Origin of the sequence: Streptomyces sp. NPDC001717 (assembly GCF_042892775.1) — a bacterium.
Lineage (GTDB): Bacteria > Actinomycetota > Actinomycetes > Streptomycetales > Streptomycetaceae > Streptomyces.
Window position 1 is genome coordinate 29,780 of sequence record NZ_JBIAUK010000045.1, and the last position, 19,794, is coordinate 49,573.

Consider the following 19,794-nt stretch of genomic DNA (forward strand, 5'->3'; position numbering starts at 1 on the left):
ACGGTACGGAGCCGGACAACGCGGGCTGATCCTCCCCGACTCGAACGAGACGGCCTAGGCTCGTCCCATGACTGACGCAACAGCGGCCCTGGAGCCGGGACGGCAGATCGAGACCCTCGACGAACTGACGGAGGAACAGGCCGAATCCGTCCTCGCCCTGATCGAGGAAGCGGCCCGGTCGGACGGCACCACCGCCGTCTCCGAGCAGGGTCGGCTCCAGCTGCGCGGCGGTCCGCGCGAGGGGATCCGGCACTTCCTCCTCACCGATGGCGGGCGGCTCGCCGGATACGGGCAACTGGAGGACACCGACCCGGTGGAGGCCCCGGCCGCCGAGCTCGTCGTCCACCCCGCGCTGCGCGGCCGCGGCCACGGGCGGGCCCTGGGCTCGGCCCTGCTGGCCGCCTCCGGCAAGCGGATCCGGGTGTGGGCCCACGGCGGCAAGTCGGCCGCCCGCCACCTGGCGCAGGTGCTCGGTCTGACCCTCTTCCGCGAGCTGCGTCAGCTGCGCCGACCGCTCGCCGAGGGCGACCCGCTGCCCGAGCCGGTCCTGCCGGCCGGGGTGACGGTGCGGACCTTCGTACCCGGCGCCGACGACGCCGCCTGGCTCGCGGTGAACGCGGCCGCCTTCGCCCACCACCCCGAGCAGGGCTCGCTGACCCAGCGCGACCTGAACGACCGGATCGCCCAGCCGTGGTTCGACGCGGACGGCTTCTTCCTCGCCGAGCGCGAGGGCGAGCTCGTCGGCTTCCACTGGACGAAGGTCCACGCGGCGGACAAGCTCGGCGAGGTCTACGTACTGGGCGTCCGCCCGGGCGCCCAGGGCGGCGGCCTCGGCAAGGCCCTCACCGCGATCGGCCTGCGACACCTGGCGGCCCAGGGCCTCCCGACGGCGATGCTCTACGTGGACGCCGACAACCCGGCGGCCCTGCGCGTCTACGAGGGCATGGGCTTCACCACCCACGAGGTCGACCTGATGTACCGCACGGAAAGCTGACCCCCTACGCCGGCGGGGCAAAACCAGCCCCGCCGGCGTTTGAGGCGCGGGGTCCGGGTCAGAGCCCCGAAAGCCCGGGCGCAGCCCGGGGTCGCTCGCGCGACGGCGCCGCACCGGCACGGCAACGGTCCGACCCCGCCGGGGCGCGGGGCCCGCCCCGCACCCGTCCGTGCGACAGCCGGACGGACCCGGGAAGCCACACGCCATTAACCGCGCATTCAGACGCGCTTGCGACGCTCCGTGAATGCAGCCCCGGCAGCCCCGACTCCGACTGACGGCCGACACTTCCGACGCGCCTGTCCTACCGCGTGCGCGGAAGAATGGAGTCATGAGCCACAAGCCCAGCGCAGGCCCCACCGAGGTCCCCGCCCAGCACCCGTCTCAGACCGCCACTCCCACCACCGCCGCGGCGCAGTTCAGCGCGCCGCCGCGCCTGGGGTCCATAGCCGCGCACCGGCCCCACGTGGGCCTCGATCCGGACCTCGACGCCGATCTGGACGCGTACGAGGACAAGGACGGCAACGAGCTCCCCCCTGGCCGGTTCCTCGACCGGGAGCGCAGCTGGCTCGCCTTCAACGAGCGCGTGCTCGAACTCGCGGAAGACCCCACGACGCCGCTCCTGGAGCGGGCGAACTTCCTGGCGATCTTCGCGAGCAACCTCGACGAGTTCTTCATGGTCCGCGTCGCCGGCCTCAAGCGTCGCATCGCGACCGGTGTCGCCACCCGTTCGGCCTCCGGTCTGCAACCCCGCGAGGTGCTGGACCTGATCTGGACGCGCTCGCGCGAGCTCATGGCCCGGCACGCCGCCTGCTTCCAGCAGGACATCGCCCCGGCCCTCGCCGAGGAGGGCGTGCACCTCATCCGCTGGCCGGACCTCACGGAGAAGGAGCAGGCCCGGCTCTTCACGCTGTTCCGGAACCAGATCTTCCCGGTGCTCACCCCGCTGGCCGTGGACCCCGCGCACCCGTTCCCGTACATCTCCGGCCTCTCCCTGAACCTGGCCGTCGTCGTGCGCAACCCGGTCAGCGGCCACCGCCACTTCGCCCGGGTCAAGGTCCCGCCGATCCTCTCCCGCTTCCTGGAGGCCTCCCCGCAGCGCTACGTCCCGCTGGAGGACGTCATCGCCGCGCACCTGGAGGAGCTCTTCCCCGGCATGGAGGTGCTCGCGCACCACATGTTCCGGGTGACCCGCAACGAGGACCTCGAAGTCGAGGAGGACGACGCGGAGAACCTGCTCCAGGCCCTGGAGAAGGAGCTCATGCGGCGCCGCTTCGGCCCGCCCGTGCGCCTGGAGGTCGAGGAGTCCATCGACCCGGGCGTCCTGGACCTCCTGGTGCAGGAGCTGAAGGTCAACGCCTCCGAGGTGTACCCGCTGCCCGGGCCGCTGGACCTGACCGCCCTCTTCGGGATCGCCTCGTTGGACATCCCGGAGCTGAAGTTCCCGAAGTTCGTCGCCGGCACCCACCGGGACCTCGCCGAGGTCGAGTCCGCGTCCGCGCCCGACATCTTCGCCGCGCTGCGCGAGCGGGACGTCCTGCTGCACCACCCGTACGACTCGTTCTCCACCTCGGTGCAGGCCTTCCTGGAGCAGGCCGCCGCCGACCCGGACGTCCTCGCGATCAAGCAGACGCTCTACCGCACCTCCGGTGACTCGCCGATCGTGGACGCGCTGATCGACGCCGCGGACGCCGGCAAGCAGGTCCTCGTACTCGTCGAGATCAAGGCCCGCTTCGACGAGCAGGCCAACATCAAGTGGGCCCGCAAGCTGGAGGAGTCCGGCTGCCACGTCGTCTACGGGCTGGTCGGCCTCAAGACCCACTGCAAGCTCTCGCTCGTCGTCCGCCAGGAGGGCGAGACGCTGCGCCGCTACTCGCACGTGGGCACCGGCAACTACCACCCCAAGACCGCCCGGCTCTACGAGGACCTCGGCCTGCTCACCGCCGACCCGCAGGTCGGCGCGGACCTCTCCGACCTGTTCAACCGGCTGTCGGGCTACTCGCGGCGCGAGACCTACCGCCGTCTGATGGTCGCCCCGCGCTCGCTGCGCGACGGGCTGATAGCACGCATCGACAAGGAGGCGGCCCACCACCGGCTCGGCCGCCCCGCGTACGTGCGCATGAAGATGAACTCGATCGTCGACGAGGCGCTCATCGACTCGCTCTACCGCGCCTCGCAGGCGGGCGTGCCCGTCGACATCTGGGTCCGCGGCATCTGCGCCGTGCGCCCAGGGGTCCCCGGGCTCTCGGAGAACATCCGGGTCCGCTCGATCCTCGGCCGCTTCCTTGAGCACTCCCGGGTCTTCGCCTTCGGCAACGGCGGCGAGCCCGAGGTGTGGATCGGCAGCGCCGACATGATGCACCGCAATCTCGACCGCCGAATCGAGGCACTGGTCAGGGTCGCCGACCCGGCCCACCGCGCGGCACTGGACCGGATGCTGGAGACCGGCATGTCCGACCTCACCTCCTCCTGGCACCTGGGCCCGGACGGCGAATGGACCCGGCACAGCACGGACTCCGAGGGCCAGCCGCTGCGGCACGTACAGGAGATGCTCATAGACGCCCGGAGGCGCCGGCGTGGCTCAGCCAAACCATGACCCGACCGCAGGTGACGTTCTCGGCGTCTATCTGACATCCCAAGCGACCGCGTTCCTGCGCGCGCTGCGCCTGCACGACGCGGGCGCGGCGGGGATGTCGGACGCCGCCGAGAGCAGTGAGGCGGCGCGCGGCCTGCGGGGGGCCGCGCGCCGGATCAGCGGTTCGCTGGCCACTTTCCGGGGGGTGACGGAGTCCTCGTGGGCGGACGGGCTGCGCACCGAGCTGGTGTGGCTGTCCACGACGCTGGCCGACGAGCACGCGTACGCGGCCCGGCTGACCCGGCTGATGGACGCGCTGCACCGGCTCTCGGGGTCCTCGTCCGCGGACGTACCGGCCCCCCGCACCGGCGGGGGCGCCCTCACGGTGGGCTCGGCCCGGGCGGGCGCGCTGCTGGAGCGGCAGCTCACCCTGGCCCGTACGCGCGCCCACTCGGCCACCCTGCAGGCCCTCGGCTCGGCCCGCTTCCACGCGGTGGCGGACGCGGTGGCGGTGCTGGCCTCGGAGGTCCCGCTGAACCTGGTCGCGGCCCGCGGCCGGGTGTCCGAGGTCCTCGCCCCGCTGGCGGAGGTGGCCGAAAGCCGCCTGGCCGCGGCGGTCGCGGCGCTCCCCCCGGCCGACCACACGCACCCGTACGACTGCGACCACGACGGGCTCTGGCACGAGGTCCGCCGACTGCTGCGCGCCCACCGGTACGCACGGGAGGCGCTCGGCGGCGACGTGGCCCGGCTGGCCGCGGCGGGCGAGGCCCTGGACCGGCACCGCGACGCGGCCGAGGCCGCGGCGGCCTCGGCGACGGCGGCCCGCACCCCGCGCATCGCCCCGGCGACGGCGTACGCGCTGGGCGTGCTGCACGCGGACCAGCGCCACGAGGTCGAAGCGGCCCGGGCGGCGTTTCAGGCCATCTGGCTCCCGGAACCCGTCGCCATCACGCCACGGTAACGGAGGGATAACGGATACTTACGTCCGTATACATACCGCTCGGCACGCACCGGGCCGTCCGCCACGGTTCACCGTCCGTTCACTCTCCTCGGTCGGCTGCTTCACCTGTTCTGCCTAATTTCGGTGATGCGAGGAGCGAGTCGCAGGTCGGACCAGCGGCTCTCCGCGCAACCGACGTAGTCCTCTTCGCACGCCGCCCCGATACAGAAAGCGGCCGGCGGCTTCTGGAAGGAACACCCGAAAGTGAAGCTTCAGCGCAAGAACATGCTTCGTGCCTCTGCTCTCGGAGCGCTCGTCGTGTCCGGCGCCCTGGTCCTCACGGCGTGCGGCTCGGACGACAACACCAAGACGGCCGAAGGCAGCCCGAAGGCCTCCGCCCCCGCCGCCGGCGACATCAAGTGCGCCGACGCCAAGGGCAAGCTGCTGGCCTCCGGTTCCTCCGCCCAGAAGAACGCGGTCGAGCTGTGGATCAAGAACTACATGGCCGCCTGCTCGGGCGTCGAGGTGAACTACAAGTCCTCCTCCTCCGGTGAGGGCATCGTCGCGTTCAACCAGGGCACCGTCGGCTTCGCCGGCTCCGACTCGGCGCTGAAGCCGGAGCAGGTCGAGGAGTCCAAGAAGGTCTGCACCGGTGGTCAGGGCATCGACCTCCCGATGGTCGGCGGTCCGATCGCCCTCGGCTTCAACGTCGCCGGCGTGGACAAGCTGAACCTCGACGCCGCCACGATCGCCAACATCTTCAACGACAAGATCAAGAAGTGGGACGACGAGGCGATCAAGAAGCTGAACCCCGGCGTCACGCTTCCCTCCACCGCCATCCAGGCCTTCCACCGCTCCGACGACTCGGGCACCACCGAGAACCTCACCAAGTACCTGAAGGCCGCCGCCCCCGACGCCTGGACCACCGAGCCGGCGAAGAAGTGGGCCGCTCCGGGCGGCCAGGCCGCCTCCGGCTCCGCCGGTGTCGCCGCCCAGGTCAAGCAGGTCGACGGCGCGATCGGCTACTTCGAGCTCTCCTTCGCGAGCGCCCAGGGCATCAAGACCGTCGACCTGAACACCGGCGCCTCCGCCCCGGTCAAGGCCTCCGGTGAGAACGCCTCCAAGGCCATCGCCGCCGCCAAGATCGCCGGCACCGGTTCCGACCTGGCCCTGAAGCTCGACTACACCACCAAGGCCGAGGGCGCCTACCCGCTGACCCTGGTCACCTACGAGGTCGTCTGCGACAAGGGCAACAAGGCGGAGACCCTGCCGACCGTGAAGTCCTTCCTGAACTACACCGCCTCGGACGCGGGCCAGAAGGTCCTCCTCGAGAACGGCTACGCGCCGATCCCGGCCGAGATCAACGCCAAGGTCCGCGAAGTCATCAACAGCCTCGGCTAATTCCTGACCCCGAGGTCCGGCCCGCCCCCCGTCCGGGGTGGGCCGGACTCCGGGACCCTCCCCTTCACCCGGGGGAAATCCGGTGCACCGCCGCCAGGGGGCCTGCCCCCCACACAGACCGGAAAGACCATGGCTTTCACACCCACCCAGATAGACACGGCTCCGCCCGTCATCTCCAAGAGCAAGTCCACCGGCCGCGCCGGTGACAAGATCTTCGCCGGGCTCTCCAAGGGCTCCGGCATCCTGCTCCTGGTGATCATGGCGTCGATCGCCGCCTTCCTCACCTACCGCGCCTCGATCGCACTGTCGAAGAACGAGGGGAACTTCCTCACCACCTTCGACTGGAACGCGTCGGCCAACCCGCCCGTCTTCGGCATCGCCGTCCTGCTCTTCGGCACCGTCGTCAGCTCGATCATCGCGATGGCCATCGCGGTCCCGGTCGCCGTCGGCATCGCCCTGTTCATCTCGCACTACGCGCCGCGCAAGCTGGCCGCGCCCCTCGCGTACGTGGTCGACCTGCTGGCCGCCGTGCCGTCGATCATCTACGGCATCTGGGGCGCCCTCTTCCTGGTGCCGCAGCTGAACGGCCTGAACCTCTGGCTCGACGAGTTCTTCGGCTGGACCTACGTCTTCGACAAGACCCAGGTCGGCGTCGCCCGCTCCCTCTTCACCGTCGGCATCCTGCTCGCGATCATGATCCTGCCGATCGTGACCAGCGTCAGCCGCGAAGTCTTCCTCCAGGTCCCGCGCATGAACGAGGAGGCCGCCCTGGCCCTCGGCGCGACCCGCTGGGAGGTCATCCGCATGTCGGTGCTGCCCTTCGGCCGCTCCGGTGTCATCTCCGCCTCGATGCTCGGCCTCGGCCGCGCGCTCGGCGAGACCATGGCCGTCGCGACCGTCCTCTCCCCGAGCTTCCTCATCTCGTTCCACGTCCTGAACCCCGGCGGCGGTACCTTCGCGCAGAACATCGCCGCCAAGTTCGACGAGGCCAACGAGTTCGGCCGTGACGCGCTGATCGCCTCGGGTCTGGTCCTCTTCCTGCTCACCCTGCTGGTCAACGGTGCAGCTCGCCTGATCATCGCTCGCCGCAAGGACTTCTCGGGGGCGAACGCCTGATGAGCCACGCAATCCAGGACCACCGCCCCACCGGGGCCACCCGGTCCGGCGCCCGCACCAGCCTCACCCGCGGCGGCCTGCCCCGCTGGGCCCCGGCCGGCATCGCGGCCCTCTCGATCGCGCTCGGCTGCGGCATCGGCATCGCCTTCGACCTCAGCAGCAAGATCCAGTGGGGTCTGCTCGCGGCCCTGCTCTTCGTCGTCATCACGTACACCGCGAGCGCGGTGATCGAGAACGGCCGCCAGGCCAAGGACCGCGTCGCGACCTCCGTGATGTGGGTCTGCTTCGTCCTCGCCGTGATCCCGCTGCTCTCGCTGATGTGGACCACCGTCAGCCGCGGCCTCAAGCTGCTCAGCGCGAACTTCCTCACGCACTCCATGAACGGCGTGACCAGCTTCGACGAGGGCGGCGGCGTCTACCACGCGCTGCTCGGCACCATCGAGCAGGTCGCCCTGGCCACCCTGATCGCCGCGCCGATCGGCCTGCTGACCGCCGTCTACCTGGTCGAGTACGGCAAGGGCTCGCTCGCCAGGGCCGTCACCTTCTTCGTCGACGTCATGACCGGCATCCCCTCCATCGTCGCGGGTCTGTTCATCCTGACGACCTGGAACCTGATGCTCGGCTTCGGCCCGTCCGGCTTCGCCGGCGCCATGGCCCTGTCGATCCTGATGATGCCCGTCGTGGTCCGCTCCACCGAGGAGATGCTCAAGCTCGTCCCGAACGAGCTGCGCGAGGCCGCCCTGGCCCTCGGTGTGCCGAAGTGGCGCGTGATCCTCAAGGTCGTGCTCCCCACCGCCATCGGCGGCATCGCCACCGGCGTCATGCTGGCAGTGGCACGCATCGCGGGCGAGACCGCCCCGATCATGCTGCTGGTCTTCGGTACCCAGCTGATCAACGGCAACCCCTTCGAAGGCGCCCAGTCCTCGCTCCCCCTCTACATCTGGGAGCAGTACAAGGTCGGCAGTGAAGCCTCCTACGACCGGGCATGGGCCGGAGCGCTCGTCCTGATCGCCTTCGTCATGATCCTCAATCTGGTGGCCCGCGGCATCGCCCGCTGGAAGGCCCCGAAGACCGGTCGCTGACGCGACTCTTTGAAAGCGAAGTGACCCCTCATGGCTAAGCGAATCGACGTCAGCGGACTGTCCGCCTTCTACGGCGCCCACAAGGCCATCGACGACATCTCGATGACCGTGGAGCCCCGCTCCGTGACCGCCTTCATCGGCCCGTCCGGCTGCGGCAAGTCCACCTTCCTGCGCACCCTCAACCGCATGCACGAGGTCACCCCCGGCGGCCGCGTCGAGGGCAAGGTCCTCCTGGACGACGAGAACCTGTACGGCACGGGCGTGGACCCGGTCGCGGTCCGCCGCACCGTCGGCATGGTCTTCCAGCGCCCCAACCCCTTCCCCACCATGTCGATCTTCGACAACGTGGCGGCGGGCCTGCGCCTGAACGGCAAGTACAAGAAGTCCGAGCTCACGGACATCGTGGAACGCTCCCTCAAGGGCGCCAACCTCTGGAACGAGGTCAAGGACCGCCTGAACAAGCCGGGCTCCGGCCTCTCCGGCGGTCAGCAGCAGCGCCTGTGCATCGCCCGCGCGATCGCGGTCGAGCCGCAGGTCCTGCTGATGGACGAGCCCTGCTCGGCCCTCGACCCGATCTCCACCCTCGCGATCGAGGACCTGATCGGCGAGCTCAAGGAGCGCTTCACGATCGTCATCGTGACGCACAACATGCAGCAGGCGGCCCGCGTCTCGGACCGCACCGCCTTCTTCAACCTCGCCGCCGTCGGCCAGCCGGGCAAGCTCATCGAGCTCGACGACACGGACCGGATCTTCTCGAACCCGTCCGTCCAGGCCACCGAGGACTACATCTCGGGCCGCTTCGGCTAAACCCCGAGGTCACAGACGTCCTGCGGTGCTGCATGGCGGTGCCACCGCAAGGCGAAAGAAAGAAAAAGGGCCGGCTCCCCCTGGGTGGGGGGAGCCGGCCCGCTTTCGTCACCGGGGCCGCGCCGCTAGACGAACGCGAGATCCACGACCCAGAAGCACAGCGCGGCCACGAGCGCCGCCGCCGGCATGGTGATGAACCAGCCGAGCACGATGTTCTTGGCGACGCCCCAGCGGACCGCGTTCACCCGCTTCGTCGCGCCCACGCCCATGATCGCCGAGGTGATCACGTGGGTGGTGGAGATCGGCGCGTGGAAGAGGTACGCCGAACCGAACATGATCGAGGCACCCGTGGTCTCCGCCGCGAAGCCCTGCGGCGGGTCCAGCTCGATGATCTTCCGGCCGAGCGTGCGCATGATGCGCCAGCCGCCCGCGTACGTACCCAGCGACAGCATCACCGCGCACACGATCTTGACCCACACCGGGATGGGGTCGTCGGCCGTCTGCACGTCGGCGATGACCAGGGCCATCACCACGATGCCCATCGTCTTCTGCGCGTCCTGGAGGCCGTGGCCCAGCGCCATCGCGGCCGCGGACACGGTCTGCGCGATGCGGAACCCGTGCTTGGCCTTGTGCGGGTTGGAGCGGCGGAACATCCACAGGATGACCACCATCACCAGGTAACCGGCGATCAGACCGACGACGGGCGAGAGGAACATCGGGATGACGACCTTGTCGAGCACGCCCGACCAGATGACCCCCGTACCGCCCGCCAGCGCCGCACCCACCATGCCGCCGAACAGCGCGTGCGACGAGGACGAGGGAAGACCGAAGTACCAGGTGATCAGGTTCCAGATGATCGCGCCGACGAGGGCCGCGAAGAGGATCCACATGCCCGTGGCGCCCGTGGGCGTCTCGATCAGGCCCTCGCTGACCGTCTTGGCCACCCCGCTGCCCAGGAAGGCACCGGCGAGGTTCATCACCGCGGCCATGGCCAGGGCCGCGCGCGGGGTGAGCGCCCGCGTGGAGACCGACGTCGCGATGGCGTTCGCGGAGTCGTGGAAGCCGTTCGTATACGTGAAACCGAGCGCGACACCGATGGTCACGACCAGAGCAAAGGTGTCCACGAGGTTCAGGACTCCTTGACCGCGATGGTCTCCACCGTGTTCGCGACGTGCTCGAACGCGTCGGCCGCCTCTTCGAGCACGTCGACGATCTGCTTGAGCTTCAGCACCTCGATGGCGTCGTACTTGCCGTTGAAGAGCTGGGCGAGCAGCTTGCGGTGGATCTGGTCGGCCTGGTTCTCAAGTCGGTTGACCTCGATCCAGTACTCGGTGAGGTTGTCCATCGTCCGCAGGTGCGGCATCGCCTCCGCGGTCAGCTCCGCCGCCCGCGCCAGCACCTCGATCTGCTGCTCGACACCCTTGGGGAGCTCCTCCACGTTGTAGAGGACGACCAGGTCGACCGCCTCCTCCATGAAGTCCATGATGTCGTCGAGCGACGAGGCCAGGCTGTAGATGTCCTCGCGGTCGAACGGCGTGATGAAGGAGGAGTTCAGCTGGTGGAAGATCGCGTGGGTCGCGTCGTCCCCCGCGTGTTCCGCTGCCCGCATCCGTTCCGCGATCTCGGCCCGGGCGGAAGAGTCCGCTCCGAGCAGTTCCATCAGGAGCTTGGAGCCCGTGACGATGTTGTCCGCGGATGCGGCGAACATGTCGTAGAAGCTCGTCTCCCTGGGGGTCAGACGAAATCGCACGTGAGGTCCTCGGGGTGATGGATTCGGTCAGGCTGATGCTAGGCGCATCCCCCGGCCACGGCTAACCGGCGGTTCCCCAGTGTCCTCCATCAGGCAGAGTGAGGACCACGGACCCCTGTCCCTTGGACGGGAGCCCGGTATCCTATACCCACGAGGGGTATGCGCGGACCACACGGGAGAAGTCATGACGACCATCGAGACAGAGGGTTCGGAGGGCGCGGGAGCCGTCCACGGCTACCACCACCAGAAGGCCGAGCACCTCAAGCGGCTGCGCCGGATCGAGGGCCAGATCCGCGGCCTCCAGCGGCTCGTCGACGAGGACGTGTACTGCATCGACATACTCACCCAGGTCTCCGCGAGCACGAAGGCCCTCCAGTCCTTCGCGCTCCAGCTCCTGGAGGAGCACCTGCGCCACTGCGTGGCGGACGCGGCGGTCAAGGGGGGCACCGAGATCGACGCCAAGGTGGAAGAGGCCACCAAGGCCATCGCCCGCCTGCTGCGCACGTAGCGCAGGCCCGGTTCCCACCTCCGCCGGGGGACATCGAGCCCCGCCAGGTGGCACCTCCCAGCGGTAGCCGGGGGAGATCGAGGCGCGGGGGTCCGGGGGCGGAGCCCCCGGGTCTTTCCGGCCCCGCCGCGCGAACGCAGCCCAGCCTCAGTGCCTCCGGCGGAGCCGCAACGGCGGCGCGTCAGCCGGACCAGATCCCCATCAGGACCTCGTCGATCCGGTCCTGGCTCAGCCGCTCCTCGGCCGCCGCCGACGCCGCGATGATCAGCTCGCCGCACAGTTCGATCTCGGCCAGCGCCACGTGGTCCTGCACCGTCGTACCGCCTGCGGGAGTCACGCGTGTCACCTCAATCTGCCACCGGCCACCGGCCGTCATCGGTCATGCCGCATCACTCGCCGGCGCCCGGTTCATCAGCGTAGGGAGAGCGCCCGGCGACGCCCATGGCACGGAAGGACCATTTCCGGGCACCGCCCCATGGCCCGACCCGCTCGGCCCACCCACCCCGACCCGCCCGCCGGCACCGGCCGCCCGTTCCCACTACTCGGCGATCTTCCCTGCGTAGATGTCCCCGCCGGCCGGCAGCACGACGGTCACCGGCGTCCCGAAGCCGTACAGCAACGTCGTGGACGAGACATCGATCACGCCATCGTTGACGTACGTGAACCGGTGCCGGACCTTCCGCAGCCGCCCCTCCTCGTCCAGGTACGCGTCGAACGGCACCGTGTCCTTGCCGAACCCTTTCGCCGCCGCCTCCAGCGCCCCCCGCACCTCCGGAGAGGCGATCCGCGCGGCCCGCCCGATGTCCGTCGTCCCCCGGTAGTGCCGCACCTTGGTGCCCGCGACCTCCGTCTCCCCGACGTACGTCACTTCCTGCGCGCCCCGCAGCAGTTCCGCCGCGACCAGCGGATCGGTCGCCCCGCCCGTGACCAGGTTCCCGTCGGCGAGGGTCGTCGTGTCGACCCGCACCCACTTGTCGTCGGGGACGCCCGCGCCCCGGTTCTTCATGTACAGCGCCCCGGGCACGAGCAGTTCGGTGATGGGCCGGTGCTCGGCCTGTCCCTTCACGTCCGCCGGGAGCATGACCAGCAGCTGTCCCATCCGGTTCTTGAAGTCGACCCCGCCCTCGCCGCGGATCGTGACCCGGGTCCCGCCCGTGGCCATCTCCATGGCCGTACGGGCCCGTGCGCTGCCCGTCCTCGTCAGCGCGTCCGCCGCCCCGCGGACCACCGCGGCCGGGTCCCCGGGGGGCCTGTCGTCACCGCCGCCGTCGGCCGCGCATCCGGCCAGCGCCGTGACGGCCAGGGTGACGCCGGCCGCGAGCACCGCCTCGCCCGCACGACCGCGCAGCCGCCTGTGCTGGTGCACCACCATCGCCTGCCAACCCCCAACGCGTGACCGCTGTCTGCCCGAGGCCCCCACCCGCTCCGGTTAACGAGGTCCGGGGTTTCCCGTCACGGCCCCCGGCCCTCCCGGAACCTCGCCCCGCCCGGGTACCGTTGGAGCGTGGAACCGCATACAGACGCGCCGTTGGTCCCTCCGCTTGTCTCCCTGCCGCTCCAGCCCGCGCAGTCGCGGCCGCCGGCCCCGCACATCACCTCCACCGCCGAGCGGGGCTCGTTCTGCCTGGCGGTGTGCAGCTGCGGCTGGACCGGCCCGGCCCGCCGCTCCCGCGACCTGGCCCGCAAGGACGCCTCCCGGCACACGGCGTCCTAGGGCCACGGCACGGGGGGGACGTCGCCCGTTCGGACGACTCGGCTGGCCGGGTCGCACCGCAGCCGATGCCCTGGACTCATGCCAGGACCCGCAGCCCGCCTCGCCGCCCTCCTCTGGGCCCTGCTCATCGTGTCCGCCCCGGCGGCCACGGCCCGGGCCGGACCCGTCGGCTCGGCGGAGGGGCCGGGCGACGTGGCCCTGGCCGTGGGACTCACCGTCCTGGCGGCCCTGGCGACCGGACTGTGGTTGCGCTCCCGCTACCGCCGCGACGGCGATGCCGACGCCGATGCCGACGGCGGCGACCCGTGACCCCACGCCCCCGCCCGACGGCGGTACGGATGTGCTTCGGCGCGGCGGGACTGTGCCTGCTGGCGGCCGCACTGCTCGGCATATGGAGGCTGTACGCCTAGTACGCCCGGCACACCCGGTACATCCGGCACCGCGGCCTCCGCTCAGGCCGCGAGGTCCTTCTCCTGCGTGCGCCGCCCCGCCGCCGGGTTCTGCGGCTGCGCCAGCCCGACCGGCTTCGGCAGCATCCGCTCCTTGGCCCGTACGAGCCGTCCCAGACGCGGGGAGCGGGCCACGGCCCGCACGACCGGGTTCAGCAGGGCCATCGCGAGCGGGGCGAGGACGAGGACGACGGCGGCGCCGAGCGCGAACCCGCCGATGACGTCGGTCGGATAGTGGACGCCCATGTACACGCGGCACACGCCCTCGGCGAGGGCCAGCGCGATCCCGAGCAGTCCGAGCCGCCGGTTGGCCACGAACAGGCCGATGCCCAAGGCCATCGCGAGGGCGGCGTGGTCGCTGACGAAGGAGAACCGGGCGTCGCCGAACTCGGCGCCGAGGCGCGCCCCGAGACCGGGGTCGAGCACCTGGAGCCCCTCGTGCTGGGCGAACGGCCGCGGCCGCCCGACGAATTCGCGCAGCGGAACGTTCACGCACAGGGCCAGCCCCGCGGCCAGCGGCGCCCACACCAGCGCGGTGAAGGACTCGACGGCCGTGGCCTCGTCCTGGCGGCGGGCACCGCGCCAGCACCACAGGACCAGGAGCACCAGGGCCAGCAGGATCCCGTACTCACCGACGACGGCGACGATCCGGTCGAGCCAGCTCGGGGCGTGCCGGGCCGCGCCGTTGATCCGGTACAGCAGGCTGACATCCACGTTCGGCCCACTGCTCGTGAGTCCAGCCATGGTGATGCGGCCCCTTGCTCTTGCCGTGGTTCCCCTGCGGACGCACGCCGGTGTGCGCCCCTTCGCCCCCGTTTTGATCAAGCCCCGTGACCATGGAACGCCCGTTCTGGCAAGTACGTTCCACTCTCCACCGAATGATCACTCCAACGTTATCGAAGAGTGACTCATCGTCGCAGCTCAGGGCCTTTGGTTTACGGAGAGTTGCCAGGGGCCGCGTTCGCGCCGACCCGCTCCGGAAGCGCCTCCGCGCCGTCCTTCGTGACGCGGGTGGCACCGAAGTAGTCGGGAGTGTCGATCTTGTCGAAGCGGATGACAGCGCCCGTATAGGGGGCGTTGATCATATAGCCGCCACCCACGTAGATCCCGACGTGCCGAATGTCCCGAGAGTTCGTCAGGTCATCGGAGAAGAACACGAGGTCGCCGGGGAGCAGTTGGTCCCGCGAAGGGTGCGCACCGGCGTTGTACTGGTCGTTCGCGACGCGCGGCAGCTGGATCCCCACCGTCTCGTACGCGGCCTTCGTCAGCCCCGAGCAGTCGAACCGGCCGTTCTGGTCGGGCGTTCCGTTGCCGCCCCACAGGTACGGGGTTCCGAGCTGCTTCTGCGCGAAGTAGATCGCCCCGGCGGCCTGTTGCGAGGGCGCCACCCGGCCGACGGGCCGGGCGAAGCTCTTCGCCAGGCTGGTGATCGCCTTCACGTACCCCTGGGTCTCCTTGTACGGGGGCACCCCGCCGTACTTGATGACCGCGTACGCCCCGGCGTTGTAGGCGGCGAGCATGTTCGACGCCGGGTCACCGGGCACGCTCGCCACGTCCTTGGCCAGCTCGCAGTCGTACGAGGCCGCCGACGGGATCGCGTCGTTCGGGTCCCAGATGTCCCGGTCCCCGTCGCCGTCGCCGTCGATGCCGTGGCCCGCCCAGGTGCCGGGGATGAACTGCGCGATGCCCCGCGCGTCCGCCGGGCTGACCGCGCTGGGGTTCCAGCCGCTCTCCGAGTACAGCTGCGCCGCGAGCAGCGCCGGGTTGACCGCCGGGCAGAGGTTGCCCCACTTCTCCACCAGCGCCTGGTACTTCGCCGGCACGGCCCCCTTGGCCAGGCCCACCGTGCCGCCGGCCCCGCCCGCGCGCCCCAGTCCCGCCGCCGCGGAGTAGGTGCCCACGACGATCAGCACGAGGAAGCCCAGGCACAGCCCGATCCCGATCCCGCCGGCCATCCAGAATCTGCGCACCCGTCAACCCTCCCCCATCGCAGCCCCTTTCGGACGCGATTCGACCGTGTCGCCTGTCCTACTACCCCACTTGCCATCTTTGACGGACGGCGGACGGCCGTCCAGTCCCTCTCGGGGCACGGACGGGGCGCACGGCTACCTGGGGGCGACGAAGAGGCTCTGCGCGCTCCGCCCGACCGGCCCCTTCTCGTCGTGCAGCCGCGCGTCGGCCAGCCCGATCCCGGCCCCGTCCACGCTGGTGGCGGCCTCCACGCAGACCCACTCGCCCACCGGATGCCGGTGCAGGTGGACCGTCAGATCACCGTTGACGAAGACGAACCGCCGGAAGTCCATCACCGAGCCGATGCCGTTCCCCGAATCGGCGGCGACCAGCACCCGGTCCAACGCCCTGGGCTCCTCGCCCGCCAGCAGCGGCACCCTCATCCGCATCCAGCAGGTGCCCGGACCCGGCTCGACGAACGCGCCCTCGGTGAACCGGCTCTCCATCGCCGTGTGGTAGCCCACGTCCCACGGCACCGGGAAGAACGGGGTCTGCGCCACTTCCCCCGGCGAGGGCACGACCGGCCCCGGCACCACCGCCGGAACGACCTCCTCGGCGACCCTGATCCGCAGGGCCCGCGCGAGCATCACCGGAGCCGAGGCGCCCTCCGGGGTGAGGGCGGCCTCGACCACCTCGGTACCGCGTCCGGCCCGGAGCACGCTCGTGGTGACCTCCAGGGCGCCGATCGGCACCGGGCGCAGGATCTCGTACGTGATCCGCGCGATCCGCATGTCCGCCCGCGCGCCAGGCCGCTCCTCGACCGCCCGCCCGAGCAGGGCGGCCGGCGGCCCCGCGTGCTGCGACCCGGGGTCCCAGGGGCCCCTCGTGTACTCGCCGGCGGCGAACCGCCCGGTGTCGACCCGTTCGTAGAACCCCTCGACAGCGCCCATGCGCCTCACGCTACCGACTGGTAACCACCGGCACCAGCCCCGCCCGGCGGGCTCGACGGACCCATCGGGCCCAGTGGGCCCCACGAGCGCAGTGGGCTCAGCGGGCGAACCCCAGCCCCACTCCCAGCCCCACCAGCACCGACCCGATGGCCCGGTTCAGCGTCTTCTGCGCCTTCAACATCCGCTCGCGCAGCCGGGAGTCGGAGAAGAACAACGCCACCGCCCCGAACCACACCAGGTGCGCCGCCGACATGAACAGCCCGTACCCCGCCTGCTGCCACACCGGCGTCTGCGGCCCCACCACCTGCGTGAACGTCGACACCACGAACAGCGTCGTCTTCGGGTTCAGCACATTGGTCAAGAACCCCGACCTGAGCGCCCCGGCGCGCGTCAGCTCCGCCTTCGTCTCCAGGTCCACGGTCACCCCGTCCCGCGCGCGGAAGGTCCGTATCCCGATCCACACCAGATACGCCGCGCCCGCCAGCTTGATCGCCGTGAACAGCGCGGTCGAGGAGGCGATCAGCAGCCCCACCCCGAGCATCGTGTACGTGACGTGGACCAGCACACCGGCGGCGACACCGGCGGCGGCGAACAACCCGGTGGGCCGCCCGTAGAGGTAGCTGTTGCGGACCACCATGGCGAAATCGGCGCCGGGACTGATCACGGCGAGGAGGGTGATGACTGCGACTGCGATCACTTCTGTCATGCGCCGATGCTCGACCCCCGGCCCACTCCCGCTCAACCCCCTTTTGCCGTACGCATACTTGACAGCATGCCCACACAGCCGCCGCTCTCCCTGATCCCGTACCGGCCCGCCACCGACGGCCCCCTGCTCCGCACGTGGGTCACCACCCGCGCCGAGCTGATGACCTGGGCCGGCCCCAGCTTCTCCTGGCCCCTCGACGAGGCCCAGCTCACCGCCTACGCCGCCGAGCCCGACCGCCGCATCTGGACCGCCCTGTCCCCGACCGGCGAGCCCGTCGGGCACGTCTCCCTCTCCGGCACCCGCCTCGGCCGGGTGCTGATCGCCCCCGGGGCCCGCGCCCACGGCCTCGGCTCGGCCCTGGTCTCCCGGGCCGTGGAGCTCTGCTTCGACGAGCTGCGCCTCCCGGAGATCACCCTGGGCGTCTGGGCCCACAACACGGCCGCGCTGCGGATCTACGAGAAGCTCGGATTCCGCACGCAGCAGGTGATCAAGGACGTCGAGCAGGTCGACGGCACCCCCTGGTCGGCCGTCCAGATGCGGCTGCCCGCCCCCGACCGGTCACAATGAACGGGTGGCCCACGCTCCCCTCCCTCCCCTCCCCGTCCTGCAGGCCGACTGCTCCCAGTGCTTCGCGCTCTGCTGCGTCGCCCTGCCCTTCGCCAAGTCGAACGACTTCGCCGTGAACAAGGCCGCCGGAACCCCCTGCAAGAACCTCCGGCAGGACTTCCGCTGCGGCATCCACACCCGGCTCCGCGACGAGGGGTTCCAGGGCTGCACGGTCTTCGACTGCTTCGGCGCGGGCCAGCAGGTCTCCCAGGTCACCTTCGGCGGCCGCGACTGGCGCACCGGCCCCGACACGGCCCGCCCGATGTTCGAGGTCTTCCCGGTGATGCGGCAGCTGCACGAGCTGCTCTTCTACCTCGCCGAGGCCCTCACCCTCCCCGCCGCCGCCCCGGTCCACCCGGACCTGCGCCGCGTCCTCGCCACCACGGAGGAGTGGACGCGCGCCGACGCGGCCGCCCTCGCGGCCCTGGACGTGTCCGCCCTCCGCCAGGACGCGAACACGCTGCTGCTCAAGACCAGCGAGCTCGTACGGGCCAAGGTGCCGGGCCGCAGGAAGAACCACCGCGGCGCCGACCTGATGGGAGCCCGCCTCTCCGGCGCCGACCTGCGCGGCGCGAACCTGCGCGGTGCCTACCTCATCGCCGCCGACCTCAGCCGTGCCGACCTCCGCACCGCGGACGTGATCGGCGCCGACCTCCGGGACGCCGACCTGCGCGACGCGGACCTGCGCGGGGCCGTCTTCCTCACCCAGGCCCAGCTGAACGCCGCTCGCGGCAACGCCGGGACCCGCATCCCCGCCACCCTCGCCCGCCCCGCCCACTGGGCCTGAGGACGACCGGCTGAGCCCCGTACGCCAAGGCCTCGGGGCTCAGCACTCAACCCTCAGGACTCAGGGCCTCAGGGACTCAGGGCCGGACGATGGCAGTCCACCCCGAAGGACACGTCACGACACCCGCCGTGTGCGTGCAGAAGTTCTCGTAGATGTCACCCGTGGTCGTGAGCACCTTGATCCGCACCGTGTTGCCCTCGCTCGCGATGGACACGCTGCAGGCGTTGCGCGGGTGGCCCGGGTTCGCCGCCGTGGTGAGGTTCTTCCAGGAGTAGGCCCCCGGGACGGGGTTCACCGTCCGCCGCCCGATGAAGGTCCGCCCCCGGTCCAGGGCCGCGGTGAACTCCAGGTTCGCCGTACCCCGGACGGTGTCGATGTCCGAGCACGGCCCCGGTGCACCGGGCCGCCCGGGAGGCCCGGCCGGACCCCGGTCGCCCTTGGGCCCCTTCGGTCCCGGCGGCCCCTTCGGTCCCGGCGGCCCCTTCGGACCCCGCGCCCCCCGCGACCCCACACAGCCGTCACCGGCGACCTCCGGCGTGACCCTCACCTCCTCCTTCCCGCTCGCTCTCGAGCCGTCGTCACACTCCCAGCCGTCCGAGGCCTCCGCCGCCGCGGCAGCGGCAGAACCCGAAGCCGACGCCGGAACACCCGTGAGCCCGAGCGCCAACGGCACCGCCAGACCACAGGCCAGCCACGCGCGACGCCGACCTGCCCTCATCGCCGAACCCATCCGTCCACTCCTCGTGTCGCCCTTCCGAACGACCGGAGCATCACCCGCACTAGCGCGTACGGATGGAATGACTGACGGAATGTCGGACAAATGTCAGCGAGACGGACCAACGACACGCCCCCGCACTCGGCCGAACGGCGGCCCCTCACCCCACCCCCCGCACGCCGAGACGGCGATCATTGCCCGACGTCACCCCCCGTGATACACACAGTGACCACACGCACATTCGCATACCCGCCACCCGTGCCCAGGTCAGAGCGCACGGTCGGGTCACAGGCTGGGACATCGGGTAAAGAGAGCCGTCAAGTCGACGACGACGGCGGTTTCATCAGCGAAGATAGTGAGTGACCCCTGCCGTCGGGCACGGGCTACCGGAACTACCCATACAGGGGCGGTGAGTTACATGATCCTGGCAGCCGAAAAGGGCGACATCACCACCATCATCGGCGGAATCGCCCCGAACTGGGGGCCGTTCGGCAGTCTCGGCAACGAAGCGAAGGTCATGATCGAAGTGGTCATGGCCGTGGCGATCCTCCTCTGCCTCGGCATCGCCATCTGGGGCGCGGCCAAGCAGCGCATCGGCGCGACCGCGCTGCGCGACACGTTCAGCGCGGAACAGGGCAAGGGCCTCATCGTGGCCGGCCTGACCGGAGTCTTCATCATCGGCTCCCTCGGGACGCTCTTCACGATCGTCTACGGGATGGCCGTCTGACCGCGCCGTGGACCACGGCG

Annotated in this window: 22 protein-coding genes; 13 read left to right on the forward strand and 9 right to left on the reverse strand. The window is 70.8% G+C overall.

Annotation, left to right across the window (positions count from 1 at the left end):
* Nucleotides 1-67 precede the first annotated feature (67 nt).
* From mshD to pstB, 7 genes are all read left to right on the forward strand, one after another.
* A complete protein-coding gene (gene mshD / locus ACFYZL_RS37950) occupies nucleotides 68-994 on the forward strand; it encodes a mycothiol synthase (protein ID WP_384745448.1) in 927 nt (308 codons plus the stop codon).
* Nucleotides 995-1,322: 328 nt separating this feature from the next.
* Entirely contained in the window at nucleotides 1,323-3,587 is a 2,265-nt protein-coding gene (locus ACFYZL_RS37955) for an RNA degradosome polyphosphate kinase (RefSeq protein ID WP_384745447.1), read from the forward strand.
* Entirely contained in the window at nucleotides 3,568-4,527 is a 960-nt protein-coding gene (locus ACFYZL_RS37960) for a CHAD domain-containing protein (protein WP_384745446.1), read from the forward strand. Before ACFYZL_RS37955 ends, ACFYZL_RS37960 begins: the two co-directional genes overlap by 20 nt.
* 243 nt (nucleotides 4,528-4,770) lie before the next feature.
* Nucleotides 4,771-5,907, forward strand: a complete 1,137-nt coding sequence (gene pstS / locus ACFYZL_RS37965) for a phosphate ABC transporter substrate-binding protein PstS (protein ID WP_384745444.1) — start codon at nucleotides 4,771-4,773, stop codon at nucleotides 5,905-5,907.
* A 129-nt stretch (nucleotides 5,908-6,036) separates the two neighbouring features.
* Entirely contained in the window at nucleotides 6,037-7,023 is a 987-nt protein-coding gene (gene pstC, locus ACFYZL_RS37970) for a phosphate ABC transporter permease subunit PstC (protein ID WP_384590833.1), read from the forward strand.
* Nucleotides 7,023-8,105, forward strand: a complete 1,083-nt coding sequence (pstA, locus tag ACFYZL_RS37975) for a phosphate ABC transporter permease PstA (protein WP_384745442.1) — start codon at nucleotides 7,023-7,025, stop codon at nucleotides 8,103-8,105. The genes pstC and pstA overlap by 1 nt, the downstream gene beginning before the upstream one ends.
* 30 nt (nucleotides 8,106-8,135) lie before the next feature.
* The gene (gene pstB / locus ACFYZL_RS37980; RefSeq protein ID WP_384590827.1) at nucleotides 8,136-8,912 is read left to right on the forward strand and encodes a phosphate ABC transporter ATP-binding protein PstB; all 777 of its coding nucleotides are present in this window, start codon (nucleotides 8,136-8,138) and stop codon (nucleotides 8,910-8,912) included.
* Nucleotides 8,913-9,037: 125 nt separating this feature from the next.
* Here pstB and ACFYZL_RS37985 read toward each other — a convergent pair whose 3' ends face one another.
* Both ACFYZL_RS37985 and ACFYZL_RS37990 read right to left on the reverse strand, forming a co-directional pair.
* Complete coding sequence (locus ACFYZL_RS37985; protein ID WP_384745441.1) at nucleotides 9,038-10,036, reverse strand: anion permease; 999 nt, start codon at nucleotides 10,034-10,036, stop codon at nucleotides 9,038-9,040.
* A 5-nt stretch (nucleotides 10,037-10,041) separates the two neighbouring features.
* Nucleotides 10,042-10,662, reverse strand: a complete 621-nt coding sequence (locus tag ACFYZL_RS37990) for a DUF47 domain-containing protein (protein ID WP_384590821.1) — start codon at nucleotides 10,660-10,662, stop codon at nucleotides 10,042-10,044.
* A 184-nt stretch (nucleotides 10,663-10,846) separates the two neighbouring features.
* On the opposite strand from ACFYZL_RS37990, the gene ACFYZL_RS37995 reads away from it, so the two are divergent.
* On the forward strand, nucleotides 10,847-11,170 hold the full coding sequence (locus ACFYZL_RS37995; RefSeq protein WP_384745438.1) for a metal-sensitive transcriptional regulator: 324 nt from the start codon (nucleotides 10,847-10,849) through the stop codon (nucleotides 11,168-11,170).
* Between the two features lie 181 nt (nucleotides 11,171-11,351).
* Here the strand turns inward: ACFYZL_RS37995 and ACFYZL_RS38000 are convergent, their stop codons facing one another.
* Nucleotides 11,352-11,546, reverse strand: coding sequence for a hypothetical protein (locus ACFYZL_RS38000; protein WP_384590815.1), 195 nt, complete (start codon nucleotides 11,544-11,546; stop codon nucleotides 11,352-11,354).
* Between the two features lie 162 nt (nucleotides 11,547-11,708).
* Nucleotides 11,709-12,542 carry a hypothetical protein gene (locus ACFYZL_RS38005; protein WP_388685468.1) on the reverse strand — a complete coding sequence of 278 codons (834 nt, stop codon included), beginning with the start codon at nucleotides 12,540-12,542 and terminating at the stop codon, nucleotides 11,709-11,711.
* Nucleotides 12,543-12,674: 132 nt separating this feature from the next.
* On the opposite strand from ACFYZL_RS38005, the gene ACFYZL_RS38010 reads away from it, so the two are divergent.
* Nucleotides 12,675-12,884, forward strand: coding sequence for a hypothetical protein (locus ACFYZL_RS38010; RefSeq protein WP_384745435.1), 210 nt, complete (start codon nucleotides 12,675-12,677; stop codon nucleotides 12,882-12,884).
* A 78-nt stretch (nucleotides 12,885-12,962) separates the two neighbouring features.
* A complete protein-coding gene (locus ACFYZL_RS38015) occupies nucleotides 12,963-13,193 on the forward strand; it encodes a hypothetical protein (RefSeq protein ID WP_388685471.1) in 231 nt (76 codons plus the stop codon).
* Nucleotides 13,194-13,336: 143 nt separating this feature from the next.
* On the opposite strand, the gene ACFYZL_RS38020 is transcribed toward ACFYZL_RS38015, so the two are convergent.
* The 4 genes from ACFYZL_RS38020 to ACFYZL_RS38035 form a co-directional block, all read right to left on the reverse strand.
* Nucleotides 13,337-14,077 carry a phosphatase PAP2 family protein gene (locus tag ACFYZL_RS38020; RefSeq protein WP_384745432.1) on the reverse strand — a complete coding sequence of 247 codons (741 nt, stop codon included), beginning with the start codon at nucleotides 14,075-14,077 and terminating at the stop codon, nucleotides 13,337-13,339.
* 191 nt (nucleotides 14,078-14,268) lie between these two features.
* Nucleotides 14,269-15,288 (reverse strand): NlpC/P60 family protein, encoded by a 1,020-nt coding sequence (locus tag ACFYZL_RS38025; RefSeq protein WP_384745496.1) that lies wholly within the window; start codon nucleotides 15,286-15,288, stop codon nucleotides 14,269-14,271.
* Nucleotides 15,289-15,438: 150 nt separating this feature from the next.
* Nucleotides 15,439-16,233: a thioesterase family protein gene (locus ACFYZL_RS38030; protein WP_384745430.1), complete on the reverse strand. Its 795-nt coding sequence runs from the start codon at nucleotides 16,231-16,233 to the stop codon at nucleotides 15,439-15,441.
* A 97-nt stretch (nucleotides 16,234-16,330) separates the two neighbouring features.
* Nucleotides 16,331-16,939 carry a LysE family translocator gene (locus tag ACFYZL_RS38035; protein WP_384745429.1) on the reverse strand — a complete coding sequence of 203 codons (609 nt, stop codon included), beginning with the start codon at nucleotides 16,937-16,939 and terminating at the stop codon, nucleotides 16,331-16,333.
* Between the two features lie 66 nt (nucleotides 16,940-17,005).
* Between ACFYZL_RS38035 and ACFYZL_RS38040 the strand changes: the two genes are divergently transcribed.
* The gene (locus ACFYZL_RS38040; protein ID WP_388685474.1) at nucleotides 17,006-17,506 is read left to right on the forward strand and encodes a GNAT family N-acetyltransferase; all 501 of its coding nucleotides are present in this window, start codon (nucleotides 17,006-17,008) and stop codon (nucleotides 17,504-17,506) included.
* Nucleotides 17,507-17,510: 4 nt separating this feature from the next.
* A complete protein-coding gene (locus ACFYZL_RS38045) occupies nucleotides 17,511-18,332 on the forward strand; it encodes a pentapeptide repeat-containing protein (protein WP_388685477.1) in 822 nt (273 codons plus the stop codon).
* 76 nt (nucleotides 18,333-18,408) lie between these two features.
* On the opposite strand, the gene ACFYZL_RS38050 is transcribed toward ACFYZL_RS38045, so the two are convergent.
* The gene (locus ACFYZL_RS38050) at nucleotides 18,409-18,627 is read right to left on the reverse strand and encodes a hypothetical protein (protein WP_384745425.1); all 219 of its coding nucleotides are present in this window, start codon (nucleotides 18,625-18,627) and stop codon (nucleotides 18,409-18,411) included.
* 838 nt (nucleotides 18,628-19,465) lie between these two features.
* Here ACFYZL_RS38050 and ACFYZL_RS38055 point away from each other — a divergent pair.
* On the forward strand, nucleotides 19,466-19,774 hold the full coding sequence (locus ACFYZL_RS38055) for a hypothetical protein (RefSeq protein WP_008742356.1): 309 nt from the start codon (nucleotides 19,466-19,468) through the stop codon (nucleotides 19,772-19,774).
* Nucleotides 19,775-19,794: the final 20 nt, after the last annotated feature.